The sequence below is a fragment of the Streptomyces sp. NPDC014870 genome, from assembly GCF_043081505.1.
Classification (GTDB): Bacteria; Actinomycetota; Actinomycetes; order Streptomycetales; family Streptomycetaceae; genus Streptomyces.
The window spans coordinates 262,983-277,819 of the sequence record NZ_JBIBWQ010000001.1 but is presented as its reverse complement, the minus strand read 5'-3'; the positions used below and the strand labels follow the sequence as shown (position 1 = coordinate 277,819).

Annotated in this window: 14 protein-coding genes; 9 read left to right on the top strand and 5 right to left on the bottom strand. The window is 73.0% G+C overall.

The features are described 5' to 3' along the window. Window positions 1–110: 110 nt before the first annotated feature. Both ACF09C_RS01200 and ACF09C_RS01195 read left to right on the top strand, forming a co-directional pair. Window positions 111–1,373 carry an FAD-dependent monooxygenase gene (locus ACF09C_RS01200; protein WP_392087261.1) on the top strand — a complete coding sequence of 421 codons (1,263 nt, stop codon included), beginning with the start codon at window positions 111–113 and terminating at the stop codon, window positions 1,371–1,373. After that, window positions 1,373–2,902 carry a hypothetical protein gene (locus ACF09C_RS01195; RefSeq protein WP_392087259.1) on the top strand — a complete coding sequence of 510 codons (1,530 nt, stop codon included), beginning with the start codon at window positions 1,373–1,375 and terminating at the stop codon, window positions 2,900–2,902. Before ACF09C_RS01200 ends, ACF09C_RS01195 begins: the two co-directional genes overlap by 1 nt. Here the strand turns inward: ACF09C_RS01195 and ACF09C_RS01190 are convergent. Beyond that, a complete protein-coding gene (locus ACF09C_RS01190; protein ID WP_392087257.1) occupies window positions 2,899–3,699 on the bottom strand; it encodes a pentapeptide repeat-containing protein in 801 nt (266 codons plus the stop codon). The two genes, ACF09C_RS01195 and ACF09C_RS01190, sit on opposite strands and share 4 nt — an antisense overlap. Window positions 3,700–3,798: 99 nt before the next feature. On the opposite strand from ACF09C_RS01190, the gene ACF09C_RS01185 reads away from it, so the two are divergent. Next, entirely contained in the window at window positions 3,799–5,319 is a 1,521-nt protein-coding gene (locus ACF09C_RS01185) for an alpha/beta fold hydrolase (protein WP_392087254.1), read from the top strand. Between the two features lie 51 nt (window positions 5,320–5,370). Here the strand turns inward: ACF09C_RS01185 and ACF09C_RS01180 are convergent, their stop codons facing one another. The 4 genes from ACF09C_RS01180 to ACF09C_RS01165 form a co-directional block, all read right to left on the bottom strand. Further along, a complete protein-coding gene (locus tag ACF09C_RS01180; protein WP_392087252.1) occupies window positions 5,371–6,381 on the bottom strand; it encodes a transporter in 1,011 nt (336 codons plus the stop codon). Continuing rightward, window positions 6,378–7,274, bottom strand: coding sequence for an ABC transporter ATP-binding protein (locus ACF09C_RS01175; protein WP_392087251.1), 897 nt, complete (start codon window positions 7,272–7,274; stop codon window positions 6,378–6,380). Before ACF09C_RS01175 ends, ACF09C_RS01180 begins: the two co-directional genes overlap by 4 nt. After that, complete coding sequence (locus ACF09C_RS01170; RefSeq protein WP_392087249.1) at window positions 7,271–7,675, bottom strand: GntR family transcriptional regulator; 405 nt, start codon at window positions 7,673–7,675, stop codon at window positions 7,271–7,273. The genes ACF09C_RS01175 and ACF09C_RS01170 overlap by 4 nt, the downstream gene beginning before the upstream one ends. A 263-nt stretch (window positions 7,676–7,938) precedes the next feature. Beyond that, window positions 7,939–9,570 (bottom strand): acyl-CoA synthetase, encoded by a 1,632-nt coding sequence (locus ACF09C_RS01165; RefSeq protein WP_392087247.1) that lies wholly within the window; start codon window positions 9,568–9,570, stop codon window positions 7,939–7,941. Window positions 9,571–9,747: 177 nt separating this feature from the next. On the opposite strand from ACF09C_RS01165, the gene ACF09C_RS01160 reads away from it, so the two are divergent. The 6 genes from ACF09C_RS01160 to ACF09C_RS01135 all read left to right on the top strand — a co-directional run bounded on the left by ACF09C_RS01160 (window position 9,748) and on the right by ACF09C_RS01135 (window position 14,759). Further along, on the top strand, window positions 9,748–10,548 hold the full coding sequence (locus ACF09C_RS01160) for a crotonase/enoyl-CoA hydratase family protein (RefSeq protein WP_392087245.1): 801 nt from the start codon (window positions 9,748–9,750) through the stop codon (window positions 10,546–10,548). 196 nt (window positions 10,549–10,744) lie between these two features. After that, window positions 10,745–11,704, top strand: a complete 960-nt coding sequence (locus tag ACF09C_RS01155; RefSeq protein ID WP_392087243.1) for a Zn-ribbon domain-containing OB-fold protein — start codon at window positions 10,745–10,747, stop codon at window positions 11,702–11,704. Then, a complete protein-coding gene (locus ACF09C_RS01150) occupies window positions 11,701–12,777 on the top strand; it encodes a thiolase domain-containing protein (RefSeq protein WP_392087241.1) in 1,077 nt (358 codons plus the stop codon). The genes ACF09C_RS01155 and ACF09C_RS01150 overlap by 4 nt, the downstream gene beginning before the upstream one ends. Beyond that, a complete protein-coding gene (locus ACF09C_RS01145; protein ID WP_392087238.1) occupies window positions 12,770–13,936 on the top strand; it encodes a thiolase domain-containing protein in 1,167 nt (388 codons plus the stop codon). The genes ACF09C_RS01150 and ACF09C_RS01145 overlap by 8 nt, the downstream gene beginning before the upstream one ends. A 112-nt stretch (window positions 13,937–14,048) precedes the next feature. Next, entirely contained in the window at window positions 14,049–14,291 is a 243-nt protein-coding gene (locus tag ACF09C_RS01140) for a DUF397 domain-containing protein (protein WP_392087237.1), read from the top strand. A 57-nt stretch (window positions 14,292–14,348) separates the two neighbouring features. Next, window positions 14,349–14,759, top strand: a complete 411-nt coding sequence (locus tag ACF09C_RS01135) for an ACT domain-containing protein (RefSeq protein ID WP_392087234.1) — start codon at window positions 14,349–14,351, stop codon at window positions 14,757–14,759. The last annotated feature ends 78 nt before the right edge of the window (window positions 14,760–14,837 follow it).

Here is a 14,837-nt window from a genome sequence, read left to right as displayed (position 1 = left end):
TGGGGCGACATGTTGCTATGAGGCGCCGCTCAGCCCTCCCCCTGCGCCGCGCCCCGACCACCCACCGCCGGAACACGTGCGGCCGAGCCCCAGAACCTGAGCGAGGAACCATGCCGCAGCGCGCCGCCACCGTCGTCGGCGGCGGGATCGGCGGCCTCGCGGCCGCCCTCGCCCTGCACCGGCGCGGCTGGCGCGTCGAAGTCCTCGAACGGGCCCCGCGGTTCACCGAGATCGGCGCCGGGATCTCCCTGTGGCCCAACGCCCTGCGCGCGCTGGAAGCACTCGGTACGGCCGACACCGTGCGGGCCCTCGGCGCCGTCGAGAAGGCCGGCGGCGTGCGCGACCGCAGGGGCCGCTGGCTCTCCCGTACGGACACGGCCGCACTCGTGCACCGCTTCGGCCATCCCCTCGTCGTCCTGCACCGCGCGGACCTCCTGCGCGCACTCACCGAGGCGCTGCCCGCGGAGTGCCTCCGGCCCGGCAGCGAGGTGAGCGCCGTCCACGACGACGGCCAGGGCCTCGTCGTCCAGCACACCGGTGGCGCGTCCCGCGCCGACCTCGTCATCGGCGCCGACGGACTGCGCAGCACGGTCCGCCGCGCCCTGTGGCCCGAAGCACCCGACCCCCGGTACGCCGGCTACACCGCCTGGCGCATGGTCACCGAGCCCCTCGCCGAACCGCCCGCCGAGGGCGCCGCCACCTGGGGCCGCGGCGAGCGGTTCGGCTACACGGCCCTCCCCGGCGGCCGGATGTACTGCTTCGCGACCGCGTCCCTCCCGCCGGGAGCGGCCTCGGGCACCACCGAGCATGCCGAGCTGCTGCGCCGGTTCGGCGCCTGGCCGGACCCGATCCCGTCCCTCCTCGCCGCCGTCCCCGCCGAGGCGGTGCTCCGCCACGATCTGTACGAACTGCCTCCGCTGCGTTCCTTCGTACGCGGCCGGGTCGCCCTCCTCGGTGACGCCGCCCACGCCATGACGCCCAATCTGGGCCAGGGTGCCTGCCAGGCCCTGGAGGACGCGGTCACCCTCGCCGCCTGCCTCGACGACACCCCGGACGTGACCGCCGCGCTCCGCTCGTACGACCGGCTGCGCCGCCCCCGGGCCCAGGCCGTCGCGCGCCGCTCGGCCCGCCTCGGCGCGATCGGCCAGCTGGCGTGGCCACCGGCCGTGTACCTGCGCGACCTCGCCGCCCGGCTCACGCCGGAGCGGGCGACGCTGCGTTCCATGACGCCGGTGCTCGGCTGGACCCCGCCCGGTTCACCGGCGACCGCGACCGCGACCGCGACCGCGACCGCGCCTGACCCCGCGACCGACACGGCCCCTGCGCCGGCGCCCGAGACGGCGGCACCCGCACCCGAGAACGAGACCCACTGATGCCGGACTGGACGTATCACCCCCTGCGCGGCGCCGCCGCCTCCCTCGTCGGCACGCGCCGCTCGCAGCGCACCGCGCTGCGGCTGCTGGCCTCGATCGGCTCCCGGCCCGTCGGCGCGCGGCTGATCGCCCGGGGCTTCGGACACCGCCATCCGCCCGAGCGGCTCGCGGGCGAGATCGCGGGAGTGCCTGTGGCCGTCCGGCTCGGGATATCCGTGCCGCCCGCGCTCGCCCGCGAGACCCTCCGCGCCATGACCCCGATCGGGGCCGGCGTCGTCGAGGTGGGGCCGGTCGCGGCGGCCGATGCCGACACCGTCAGGGCGGCCGCCGCAGGTCGCTCGATCCCGCTGGTCGTCCGTACCGACGACGCTGAGGCGGAGGCCGCCCTCGCCGCCCACGTCGACGGCTTCACGACCGGCGACGAGCCCCACGTCCTGCGGGTGTCCGACCCGTCGGTCGGCGCGGCCGCCGACGCGCTCGACGACCCGAAGGCGGTCGTGCTCGTCCGGCCGGCCGTGCTCGTCGAGGCAGGACCCGGCTGGTTCGCCCGCGTCACCGAGGCGGCCACCCCCACCGCCCCGGCCCCTCGGCTGCGCGACATCGGCCGCGATCCCCGCCGCTGGCCCGCCTGGGTGTGGGCGCTGCTCGTCGGTCTCGGCATGATCGGCGCCGGGCTCGGCGCGGCGGCGATCACCCTCGGCCCCGTCCTGCTCTGGTACGACCGCGACTACCTCGGCATGACGCTGGACGAGCTGCACGCCGCCAACCACCACCTGGTGCACTTCCTCCAGCACGACCGGATCACCATGGCCGGCACGATGGTGTCCATCGGCGCCCTCTACACCGGCCTCGCCGTCGGCGGGATCAGACGCGGCAGGGCCTGGGCCCGCGAGGCGTACCTGGTCTCCGGCGCCATCGGCTTCCCCACCCTCTTCTACTTCCTGGCGACCGGCTTCGTGGAGCCCCTCCACACGGCCACCACGATCGTCCTCTTCCCGATGTTCGTCGCGGCGGTGCTCCGCGCCCCGCACACCCCGCGCTGGCGCCGGCCGGCCGAGGGGCCGGAGCGCGAGCGGCGGCGGGCCCTGGTGGGACAGCTCCTGCTCATCGTCACGGGAGCGGGCCTGTTCGCCGGCGGCACGGTCATCTCGGTGGTCGGTCTCACCGGCGTCTTCGTCCCGAGCGACCTGGTCTTCCTGGGCGCCGACACACAGGCACTGGAAGCCGTGAACCCCCGGCTCGTGCCGTTCGTCGCCCACGACCGCGCGGGCTTCGGCGGCGCCCTGATGGCCGCCGCCGCGGCCATCACACTCCTCAGCGCGTGGGGCTGGGGACGGGGTGAGGCATGGGTGTTCTGGTCCCTGGCCACAGCGGCGGCCTTCGGCTTCCTGCCCGCCGTCGTCGTGCACGGCGCGATCCACTACACGGACTTCCTCCACCTCGCGCCCGTGTACGTCGGCATTCTCCTGACGGCACTCGGCCTGTACCTCGCCCGCCCGTACCTGTGCGCGAAGGAGCCGGGCGTCTAGGCCCAGTGCGCCGGGCGCTCGAACGCCCCGGGCAGGCGGGTCGTGGCGTCGCCGCGGGCCGAGTTGAGCTGCGGCTGGGTGAGGAACAGGGCGTCCGTGAGGTCCGCGCCGGACAGGTCCGCGTCGCGCAGGTCGGCGCCGATCACGTCGGCCAGGGACAGGTCGGCGCCGCTCAGGTCGGCGGCGATCAGCAGGGCGCCGCGCAGGTCCGCGCCCCGCAGCTTCGCTCCGCGCAGCCGGGCCCCGATCAGGTCCGCCCCGCGCCGGCTCTTGACCTTGGCGCCCGCCGCGGACCGCACGAGGGCGCTGGTCTTCAGGAGCAGTGGGTTGACCTCACCGCGCACGGCGGCGACGTCCAGCTTCTCCAGCGCGTCCGCCGACCCCTCGGTCAGGCCCTCCACCCGCGCGAGGAGCTTTCGCAGCTCCGCGTGGACCGGGCGCGCGGCGGGACGGGCGAGGGCCTCGGTGAGATAGCGCAGCAGCTCGTGGAGCTGGCGCATCACGGGGAACACCTCGTACATCTGCCGTGCGCTCTCCGGCGCCTCGCGCCAGGAGACCCCGCCGAAGGTGACCTGCGAGACCTTCTGGCCCGCGCCGAAGCAGTCGTACACCGTGCAGCCGGAGTACCCGCTCGGCCGCAGCCGCGTGTGGATGCCGCAGCGGAAGTCCTCCTGAAGGTTCCGGCACGGCTCTCCGGACGCCTTGTTCGCCGCGAAGTCGGCGGACTTGGCGAAGGGGAGGGCGACGCAGCACAGCCCGAAGCAGTTCGTACAGTCGCCTCGGAGGGTCTCGGGCATGGGAAAGTGGTTCCTTCGCGGGTGGGAGTGAACCCACCGTATCGCGCCGCCGGCGAAATCGCTTGCGAAGATCATCCGGTTGCGCGCACGATCGGTGCCATGCCGATCTTCACGACGTACGACGGGACCGAACTGGCCTACGACGTACGAGGGGAGGGCGAACCCCTGGTCTGTCTGCCCGGCGGCCCGATGCGCGACGCCGCGTACCTCGGCGCGTTCGGCGGCCTGGCCGCGCACCGCCGTCTGATCGTGCTCGACCCGCGGGGCACCGGCGCCTCCGCCGAGCCGACGGACCCCGCCTCGTACCGCTGCGACCGTCAGGTGGCCGACGTCGAGGCGCTCCGTCGTCACCTCGGCCTGGAGCGGATGGACCTCCTGGGCCACTCGGCCGCCGGGAACCTCGCCGCGCTGTACGCGGCGTCCCACCCGGAGCGGGTGCGCTCCCTCGTCCTGGTCACCCCGGGTACGCGTGCCGTCGGCATCGAGATCACCGACGAGGAGTGGGACAGGGCGGGGGAGGTCTTCGCGGGCGAGCACTGGTACGAGGAGGCCAGGGCCGACCTGGCGACGATCGGGCCCGACACGCCCCCGGCGCGGATCATGGAGCTCGCCGCCCCCTTCGCGTACGGCCGGTGGGACGAGGCGGCCCGGGCGCACGCGGCGGCGTTCACCGACGAGGCACACTGGGACGCGGCGGCCGCCTTCTACGCGGACGGCGCCTTCGACCCCGAGGCGACCCGGGCCGCGCTGCCCGGGCTCACCGCGCCCGTGCTGATCCTGGCGGGGGAGCACGACGGCGGGCCGAGCCCGGTGCGGGCGGCCGAGCTGGCGGCGTGCTTCCCGCACGCCGAGCTGGTCGTCCAGCGCGGCGCCGGACACTACCCCTGGGTGGACGACGCGGGCGCCTTCGCCCGCCCGATCGTCGCCTTTCTCGACCCGGAGGTCCGCACGGTCACCGTCGACGGGGTCCGCCTCGCGTACCGGGTGTGGGGCGAGGAGGGCGCGCCGCCCGTCGTCCTGGTGCACGGGCGCGGCGGGAGTGGTGCCGAGTGGGCGCGGATCGCCGGGGAACTGGCCGCCGATCACCGGGTGTACGCCGTCGACCTGCGCGGGCACGGTCTGAGCGACTGGACGGGGCCGTACGGATTCGACGTGTTCCGTGACGAGCTGCGCGGCTTCCTGAAGGAACTGGACCTCACCGGCGCGGATGTGGTCGCCCATTCGATGGGTGGCGCGGCGGCCTACCTCCTCGCCATGGACGAGCCCGGCCTGATCGGCCGGCTCGTCCTGGAGGAGGCGCCCGTCTTCCTCCCTCTCGATCCGCCGCGCGCCCGCGCGGACCGTCCCGAGGGTCCCCTCGGCCTCGACTGGGAGGTCGTGCACGCGACCGACGCCCAACTGAACGAGCCGGAGCCCACCTGGCGCGAGGGCTTGGCGGCGATCACCGCCCCGACCCTGATCCTGGCCGGCGGCGAGCTCAGCCACTTCGCGCAGGAGCGCATCGCGTGGATGGCGAACGCCCTGCCCGCCGCCCGCCTCGTCACGATCGACGCCGGCCACGAGATCCACCGGTCCCGGCCGGACGCCTTCCTCGCGGCCCTGCGGGCCTTCGGGATCTAGGGTGCGATCTCGGCTGCCCCAGGGGTGCTCTCGTAGCGGGCGTGGCGGCTTTCAGGTCACCCGGCGGCGGATCCACCAGGCGCAGAACCCGGTCAGGGTCAGGGCGAGGCCGAGGTAGAGCCCGGTCTCGGCCCACTGCAGGGCCCAGAAGTTCCCGGCGGGCTGGTACGTCACCTGCTGCTGGTAGCCCAGGGCGCCGAGGTCGGCGAGGCAGCCTTCGAACTGCTGCAGGGTGGGCGGGCCCGCCTTGGCCTGCAGGCAGTCGGCGAAGGACGACGGCACAGCGGCCGGCTGACCGGCGGCGTTCAGCGTCTGCTGGGAGGTGACCCAGGCCCCGGGCGTCTGTTCGAGATGCACGATGATCTGCCCGGCGTCGTCCTGGATGCTGATGGGGGCGCCGCCTGGCTCGATCGGCACGGTGGTCCGGTCCGCGGAGGCTAGGTGGGCCCTGACCCACGTGGGCACCGCGATCTGGAAGGCGGCGTAGAGGGCGAACGCGGTGGCCATCGCGGGCAGGGTGCGGCGGATGACCAGGCCGAGGGCGACGCCCAGGACGAAGGCGAAGGCGGCATGGGCCATGGGGACGACACCCCGGGCGGCGAAGGCCACGGGGTCGAGCCGCGGGAAGTACGTGTCCGTCGCGCCGCCCCCGTTGACCGCCCGGTCGATGGGGCTGCTCCACCAGCTCACCGCCAGGCTGGTCAGTCCGGCAGCGGTCATGGAGGCCGCCGCACCGATGCCCAGCTTGGCCGCCAGCCAGCGGGTGCGGGTGACACTCTGGTTCCACGCGACGTAGTGGGTGCCGGTCTCCAGCTCACGGGAGATCAGCGGCGCGCCCCAGAACATCCCGATGACCGCCGGCACGGCGAGCACGACCAGCAGTCCGGTGTAGTAGAGGGTCTGGTCCGCACTGGAGACCTGGTCCACCAGGCCGCTGCCGACGGTGCGGTAGAGGTCGGCCAGCTGCGGGCCGGTGACCGCGAGGGTGGCGGCGAGGACTGCGACCGCGGCGGACATCACGGCGGCCTGGGTGCGGAACTGGCGCCAGGTCAGCCAGATCATCGGAGTACCTCCAGTGCGGGTCGGGTGTCACGTACCGCATCGGCGGGCCGGGTCATGTAGGCCAGGACGATGTCCTCCAGACCGAGCGGGCTGACGGTCCAGGACGGGTCGTGGACCGGGGTGTCGGTGCGCACCAGGAGCGTGGTCTGCCGGTCGGTGTGGCTGGCGGTGATGACGTGCACGCCGGACGGGAGCGTGGCCGGGTCCCGGCGCGGTCCGGTGAGCCGGTGGTGGCAGGAGACCAGGTCGTCGATGTCGCCGGCCACCTGCACCCGGGAGTCGACCAGGACGATGACGTGGTCACAGGTCCGCTCCACGTCGGAGACCAGGTGGGAGGAGAGCACGACGCTCAGCTCGTGCTCGGCGACGGCCTCCATCAGGTCCTGCATGAACTCCCGCCGGGCGAGCGGGTCCAGGGCCGCGACGGGCTCGTCCAGGATCAGCAGTTCCGGGCGCTTGGCGATGCCCAGGGTGAGCGCGAGCTGCGCGCGCTGGCCGCCGGACAGCTTGCCGGCCCGCTGCTTCGGATCCAGGCCGAGGCTACGGATCCGGTCGCGCGCCACCGCGTCGTCCCAGTGCGCGTTGAGGCGCTTGCCGAGTTCCAGGTGGTCGGCGACGCTCAGCGCGGTGTAGGTCGGTGTGTCCTGGGCGACGAAACCGACCTTGGCCAGCTGTTCCACACCCGTGGCAGGACGGCCGCCGCACACCTCGATGGTGCCGGCCGACGGGGTCAGCATGCCGGAGGCCAACTTCAACAAGGTCGACTTGCCGGCGCCGTTGGGGCCGACGAGGCCCACCACCCGGCCGGCGGGGACGTCCAGGTCGCAGTTCTGCAGCGCCCAACGCTGCGTGTACCTCTTGCCCAGGCCCTGGGCTCGCAGGACGGCGCTCACGCCACGTCCTCTCCGGCAGCGTGACGAAACGTGCTCATGAAGAGTGCCTCGATGCTCTCGTCGTCGAGCCCGGCCAGGCGCGCCTTGGTCAGCCAGCGCTGCAGGTCCTTGCGGAGCGGTCCGTGCGCGGCGAGCGTGTCGTCGGCCAGCGTCCGGGTCACGAACGTCCCGACGCCGGGACGGGCGGCCACCAGACCGTCGTGCTCCAGCTCCCGGTACGCCTTGAGCACCGTGTTCGGGTTGACCGCCATCTGCTTCGCGACGTCCTTGACGGTGGGCAGCCGGTCCCCCTCGTTCAGCAGGCCCAGCCGCAGCGCGTGCCTCACCTGCTGGACCAGCTGCTGGTACGGGGGCAGGCCGGACCGGCTGTTCAGGTGGAACTCAATCACCGGTTCCTCCATTTATCTAGGTGCCTAGCACTATAGCCCCCTACGTCGACGCTGCGGCAAGGCGCGCACGGCGGGCGCCAGTCGGGAAGAGATGTCGGTGAACGGCGGTCGGTCCGGCCTCGGTCCGGCCTCGGTCCGGCCTCGGTCCGGCGTCGGCCCCGAGCGTGACGCCGCCCGGGAGCGGCCGGCGGCGTGAGGCCGGTCGTTCCCGGGCGGGTGATCGGAATCGGGTCGGTGCGCATCCCCGCGCGCTGCCGACGCGACTCTTCGGTGAGTCAGGCCTGGGTGCCCGAGTCCTCGGCGGCGGCGAGGGAGCGGGCCCAGCGGTAGTCGGCCTTGCCGCTGGGGGAGCGCTGGATGGCGTCGGCGATCACCAGCTGGCGGGGGATCTTGTAACCGGCGAGCCGGGTGCGGCAGTGGGTCTGGACGGTCGCGAGGTCGAGCGAGGGGGCCCCGGCGCGCAGCTGGACGACCGCCGCCACGTGGTTGCCCCACTTCGCGTCCGGTACGCCCGCGACCAGCGCGTCGTACACGTCCGGGTGGGACTTGAGCGCCTGCTCGACCTCCTCCGGATAGACCTTCTCACCACCGGTGTTGATGCACTGCGAGCCCCGCCCGAGGACCGTCACGATGCCGTCCTCGTCGACGGTCGCCATGTCGCCGAGCAGAACCCACCGCTCGTCGCCCTTCTGGAAGAAGGTCTCGGCCGTCTTCGCCGCGTCGTTGTAGTAGCCCAGCGGGACATGGCCGCGCTGCGCGAGGCGCCCCACCTCACCGACCGCGACCTCCTCGTACGTCGCCGGGTCGACCACCCGCGTCCGCTCGTTGACCTCCAGGCGGAAGCCCTTCTCCGGGCCCGAGTCGTCCGTCGCCTTGCCGTTGGAACCGGACTCCGAGGAACCGAAGTTGTTCAGGAGCAGCACGTTCGGCACGAGCGCCTGGAACTGCGCCCGTACCGTCTCCGACATGATCGCCCCCGACGAGGAGACGCTGAAGAGGGAGGACAGGTCCGTCCCCTTGAGCGGGCCGTGGAGCGCGTCGATCAACGGCCTGAGCATCGCGTCGCCCACCAGCGACACGCTGGAGACCCTCTCCTTCTCGATCGTCCGCAGCACCTCCTCCGGCACGTACTTGCGGTGGATGACCACCCGCTGCCCGTAGTTGAAGGCGATGAACGAGGTCAGCGTCGAGGTGCCGTGCATCAGCGGCGGGGCCGGGAAGAACGTGATGCCGGCGCCGCCCGCGGCGACCCGCTCGGCCAGTTCCTCGGGGCGCTTGACCGGCTCGCCCGCCGGGTCGCCGCCGAAGAGGCCGGCGAAGAAGAGGTCCTCCTGGCGCCACATGACGCCCTTCGGCATCCCCGTCGTACCGCCGGTGTAGATGATGAAGAGGTCGTCGGCGGAGCGCGGTGCGAAACCGCGCTCCGGAGAACCGGCCGCCTCCGCGTCCGTGAAGGGTACGCACGCCAGCGACGGTGCGTCCTCGGGAGGGGTCCCCACCCGCACGAGGTGCCGCAGCTTCTCCGTCTGCGGCCGCGCCGCCGCGACCCGCTCGGTGAACTCCGCGTCGAAGACGAGGGCGGCGAGGTCGGCGTCCCGGTAGAGGTAGACCAGCTCCTCCTCCACGTACCGGTAGTTCACGTTGACCGGGACGATCCGCGCCTTCAGGCAGGCCAGGACGGTCTGCAGGTACTCGATCCCGTTGTACATGTGGATGCCCAGGTGTTCGCCCGGCCGGATGCCGGAGTCGACCAGGTGGTGGGCGAGCCGGTTCGCGGCTGCGTCCAGCTGCGCGTACGTGAGGCGGCGCTCCGCACCGGTACCGGGGTGGTCGACGTAGACGAGCACCTCGCGCTCCGGGACCACGTCGACGACCGACTCGAACAGGTCGGCAAGGTTGTACTCCACCGTTCCTCCTGACCCCGCTGGTCGCCCAGGCCCGAACTGACTCGGCGGTCATTAGAGCGCCGGGCGGCGGAGGTGGGAAGGGGTCGCGCAGAAGAATCTGACTGAGTGTCAGGAAACTATTGAACTGGAACCACACCTCCTGCAACCTGTTCTAGGTCTGGAGACGGGAGAACACCCATGGGTGGGACCGAACACCTCACCGTGCAGCGCGAAGGCGCCACACTCGTGCTCACGCTCAACCGGCCTGAGGCCAAGAACGCGCTCTCACTGCCCATGCTGGTCGGGCTCTACGACGGCTGGCTGGAGGCCGACGCCGACGACACGATCCGCTCCGTCGTCCTCACCGGCGCCGGCGGCTCCTTCTGCGCCGGTATGGACCTCAAGGCGCTGGCGGGCAAGGGCATGGAGGGCGAGCACTACCGGGACCGGCTCAAGGCCGACCCCGACCTGCACTGGAAGGCGATGCTCCGCCACCACCGCCCGCGCAAGCCCGTCATCGCCGCCGTGGAGGGCTACTGCGTCGCCGGTGGCACCGAGATCCTGCAGGGCACGGACATCCGCATCGCCGGCGACACGGCGACCTTCGGGCTCTTCGAGGTGAAACGCGGCCTCTTCCCGATCGGCGGCTCGACGGTCCGGCTGCCACGCCAGATCGCCCGGACCCACGCGCTCGAAATGCTGCTGACCGGACGGCCCTACGCGGCGGAGGAGGCGGCCCGGATCGGACTCGTCGGCCGCGTCGTCCCCGCCGGCACGGCGCTGGAGGCCGCGCTGTCCGTCGCGGAACAGATCAACGCCTGCGGGCCGCTCGCGGTCGAGGCCGTCAAGGCCTCGGTGTACGAGACGGCGGAGCAGACGGAGACGGAGGGGCTCGCCGCGGAACTCGCCCGCGGCTGGCCGATCTTCGACACGGCCGACGCGAAGGAAGGGGCGCGCGCGTTCGCGGAGAAACGGCCACCGGTGTACCGCCGGCAGTGACCTTTCCCCACCCCGCCCCTTCCCGAACTGGGGGCAAGCCCCAGCCCCCCGTACGGCCTGCGGCCGTGTCCTCAAGCGCCGGACGGGCTGAATTTCGCCCTCCGGGCGAAAGGGGCGGGGTGCGGTGAAAGCCCCGCGCGCAGCGGTCGCCCCCGGCCCGCACCCACGCCACGACCTCCACCAAGGAGCCCCGCCCATGACAGTCGCCCCCGTCCCCGAAACCCTCCGCGCCCCCCTCGTCGTCGAGTTCCCCTTCACCCGGTCCCTCGGACCCGTGCAGTCCGCGTTCCTGACCGGGCTCCGCGAGCGGACCGTCCTCGGCGTGCGGACCGAGGCGGGCACGGTGCTCGTCCCGCCCGTCGAGTACGACCCCGAGACCGCCGCCGAACTCCGCGACCTCGTCGAACTCGGCACCACCGGCACGGTCACCACCTGGGCCTGGAACCCCGACCCCCGCACCGGACAGCCCCTGTCCACGCCCTTCGCCTGGGTCCTCGTCCGCCTCGACGGCGCCGACACCGCCCTCCTCCACGCCCTCGACGCGCCCGGCCCCGAGGCCGTCCGCACCGGCATGCGGGTCCGGATCCGCTGGGCGGAGGAGCGGACCGGCGCCATCACGGACATCGCCTGCTTCGAGCCGTACGCGAGTGAGCCCGCGACCGACGTCCGTGCCCACGACGGCACCTTCGGCGACCCCGTCACCGGCATCGTCGCCCAGGCCAGGCTCGACTACACGTACAGCCCCGGCCGGGCCCAGACCGGCTACCTCCACGCGCTCTCCGAGCGCAGGACCGTCGGCGAACGCTGCCCCTCCTGCACCAAGGTGTACGTCCCGCCCCGAGGCGCCTGCCCCACCTGCGGGGTCGCCACCACCGAACACGTCGAGGTGGGCCCGCGGGGCACGGTCACGACCTTCTGCATCGTCAACATCAAGGCCAAGAACCTCGACATCGAGGTCCCGTACGTCTACGCCCACATCGCCCTCGACGGGGCCGGGCTCGCACTCCACGGCCGGATCGGAGGCATCCCCTACGACCAGGTCCGGATGGGGCTGCGCGTCGAACCCGTGTGGAGCGAGGACGGCCGCTACCCCGACCACTACCGGCCGACCGGCGAACCCGACGCCGACTACGACACGTACAAGGAGCTGCTGTGACGCCGGACCGACGAGACCGACACGACCGCGACGTCGCGATCGTCGCCTTCGCGCAGACCGACCACCGGCGCCGCACGGACGACCTGTCCGAGGTCGAGATGCTCATGCCCGTCCTCCACGACGTGCTGCGCCAGACCGGACTGAAGACCGCCGACATCGGCTTCACCTGCTCCGGCTCCTCCGACTACCTCGCCGGGCGCGCCTTCTCGTTCACCATGGCCCTCGACGGCGTCGGCGCCTGGCCGCCGATCTCCGAGTCGCACGTCGAGATGGACGGCGCCTGGGCGCTCTACGAGGCCTGGGTGAAGCTGCTGACCGGCGAGGCCGACACGGCGCTCGTCTACTCGTACGGCAAGTCCTCACCCGGATCCGTACGCGACGTCCTCACCCGGCAGCTCGACCCGTACTACGTCGCCCCGCTCTGGCCCGACTCCGTCGCTCTCGCCGCGCTCCAGGCGCAGGCGCTCATCGACAATGGGCATACGGACGAGCCCGCACTGGCGGCCATCGCCACCCGCAGCCGCGAGGACGCCACCGCCAACCCGCACGCCCAACTGCCCGGCGCCCGCGAACAGGGCGGGTACCTCGTCGAGCCGCTGCGCACCGGCGACTGCCCGCCCATCGGCGACGGCGCCGCCGCCGTGATCCTCGCCGTCGGCGACCGCGCCCGCGAGCTGTGCGACCGCCCCGCCTGGATCCGCGGCATCGACCACCGGATCGAGGCGCACTCCCTCGGCGTGCGCGACCTGACCGACTCGCCGTCCACCCGGCTCGCCGCCGAGCGGGCCGGTGCCTTCGAACGGCCGGTCGACACCGCCGAACTGCACGCCCCCTTCACCTCCCAGGAGGTCGTGCTCCGCCGAGCCCTCGACCTCGACGACAGGGTGAGGGTCAACCCGTCCGGCGGAGCGCTCGCCGCCAACCCGATGATGGCCGCCGGCCTCATCCGCCTCGGCGAGGCCGCCGCCCACATCCACCGGGGCGCCTCCGACCGCGCCCTTGCCCACGCCACCTCGGGCCCCTGTCTGCAACAGAACCTGGTCGCCGTCCTGGAAGGGGAAGCCCGTGCCTAAGGCGCCAGTGGCCATCGTCGGAATCGGCCAGACCAAGCACGTCGCCGCGCGCGGGGACGTGTCGATCGCCGGACTCGTCCGCGAGGCCGCCCTGCGCGCCCTGGAGGACGCCCAGCTGACCTGGGCGGACATCGACGCCGTCGTCATCGGCAAGGCCCCCGACTTCTTCGAGGGCGTGATGATGCCGGAGCTGTACCTCGCCGACGCCCTCGGCGCCGTCGGCAAGCCGATGCTCCGGGTGCACACGGCGGGCTCGGTCGGTGGTTCCACGGCGCTCGTCGCCGCGAACCTCGTCGCCGCCCGCGTCCACGGCACCGTCCTCACCCTGGCGTTCGAGAAGCAGTCCGAGTCCAACGCCATGTGGGGCCTCTCCCTGCCCGTCCCGTTCCAGCAGCCGCTGCTCGCCGGGGCCGGCGGCTTCTTCGCGCCGCACGTCCGCGCCTACATGCGCCGCACCGGCGCGCCGGACGCCGTCGGCTCCCTCGTCGCGTACAAGGACCGGCGCAACGCCCTGAAGAACCCCTACGCCCACCTCCACGAGCACGACATCACGCTGGAGAAGGTCCAGTCCTCGCCGATGCTCTGGGACCCGATCCGCTACTCCGAGACCTGCCCGTCCTCCGACGGCGCCTGCGCGATGGTCCTCACCGACCGTGCGGGCGCGGCGCGTTCGCCCCGGCCGCCCGCCTGGGTGCACGGCGGCGCGATGCGCAGCGAACCCACCCTCTTCGCGGGCAAGGACTTCGTCTCGCCGCAGGCCGGGAAGGACTGCGCGGCCGACGTCTACCGGCAGGCCGGCATCACCGACCCGCGCCGGGAGATCGACGCGGTCGAGATGTACGTCCCGTTCTCCTGGTACGAGCCGATGTGGCTGGAGAACCTGGGCTTCGCCGAGGAGGGCGAGGGCTGGAAGCTCACCGAGGCCGGGGTCACCGAACTCGACGGCGACCTGCCGGTGAACCCCTCGGGCGGTGTCCTGTCCACCAACCCCATCGGCGCATCCGGGATGATCCGCTTCGCCGAGGCGGCGATGCAGGTACGGGGGCAGGCGGGCGAGCACCAGGTGGAGGGGGCGCGCAGGGCGCTCGGGCACGCGTACGGAGGGGGCGCGCAGTTCTTCGCGATGTGGCTCGTCGGCGACCGCCCACCGGCTTCCTGAACCTTGGCCGGAGGTCTTCCCGACCCGTGTGCGGAGGTCTGTCGGCACCCGGTGCCGCTCGCTACCCTGAGCCCCGGACGACGACGTTGCGCTATGCGGGAGGAGCACGGACGTGGCGGACAGCACCACCACCCAGCACGCCTTCACGGGGTGGCACAAGCCGGACCTCGACCTCAGCGGAGCCGACTGGCGCTCCAGCAGCCAAGGCGCGGGGGACGTCCAGATCGCCTTTGTCGAGGGCTTCATCGCGATGCGGAACGGAGGCCGGCCCGAGGCGCCTTCGCTGATCTTCACCCCGGCCGAGTGGCGGGCGTTCGTGGTCAACGCCCGCGAGGGCGAGTTCGACCTGACGTGACCTGACGTGACCTGACGTGACGTGGCGTGGCGTCGGCGCCCCTCTAGAGTGCCGATCATGACCGCGGAACGGAACCTGACCCGGCTGATCGCCGGGATGCGGCCGGAGCTGAACCCCGGCCGCTACGTCTTCACCACCGTGGACGGGCCCGCTCCGGCGGGCGTCGTCCCGGTCGTCACCGTCGCCGAGCAGGAGGGGGTGACGCTGGTCGTACGCCAGGAGGAGGCCGACGCGGCCGGCCTGGCGTACGACTACGTGGCCGGCTGGATCACCCTGCGGGTCCACTCGGCCCTCGACGCCGTCGGTCTGACGGCGGCGGTCGCGACGGCGCTGGCAGACGCCGGTCTGAGCTGCAACGTCGTGGCCGGTTTCCACCACGACCACCTCTTCGTGGAACACGCGGGTGCCGAGCGGGCGTTGGCCGTTCTGCGCGGAATCGCGGACCGCGCGTCCGGCTCCGCCGTCTGACCTCGCGAGGGGCGCGTACGGGCGTACGCTGAGGTCTTCGCGGGGCTCTCCGGCCCGGCCGCACTCATCCGCGCGCCG

What these genes read in the sequence shown, in the direction of transcription:
- ACF09C_RS01200 (WP_392087261.1), top strand. Translation starts at nt 111, where the DNA reads ATGCCGCAGCGCGCCGCCACCGTCGTCGGCGGCGGGATCGGCGGCCTC.
- ACF09C_RS01195 (WP_392087259.1), top strand. Translation starts at nt 1,373, where the DNA reads ATGCCGGACTGGACGTATCACCCCCTGCGCGGCGCCGCCGCCTCCCTC.
- ACF09C_RS01190 (WP_392087257.1), bottom strand. Translation starts at nt 3,699, where the DNA reads ATGCCCGAGACCCTCCGAGGCGACTGTACGAACTGCTTCGGGCTGTGC.
- ACF09C_RS01185 (WP_392087254.1), top strand. Translation starts at nt 3,799, where the DNA reads ATGCCGATCTTCACGACGTACGACGGGACCGAACTGGCCTACGACGTA.
- ACF09C_RS01180 (WP_392087252.1), bottom strand. Translation starts at nt 6,381, where the DNA reads ATGATCTGGCTGACCTGGCGCCAGTTCCGCACCCAGGCCGCCGTGATG.
- ACF09C_RS01170 (WP_392087249.1), bottom strand. Translation starts at nt 7,675, where the DNA reads ATGGAGGAACCGGTGATTGAGTTCCACCTGAACAGCCGGTCCGGCCTG.
- ACF09C_RS01160 (WP_392087245.1), top strand. Translation starts at nt 9,748, where the DNA reads ATGGGTGGGACCGAACACCTCACCGTGCAGCGCGAAGGCGCCACACTC.
- ACF09C_RS01155 (WP_392087243.1), top strand. Translation starts at nt 10,745, where the DNA reads ATGACAGTCGCCCCCGTCCCCGAAACCCTCCGCGCCCCCCTCGTCGTC.
- ACF09C_RS01135 (WP_392087234.1), top strand. Translation starts at nt 14,349, where the DNA reads ATGACCGCGGAACGGAACCTGACCCGGCTGATCGCCGGGATGCGGCCG.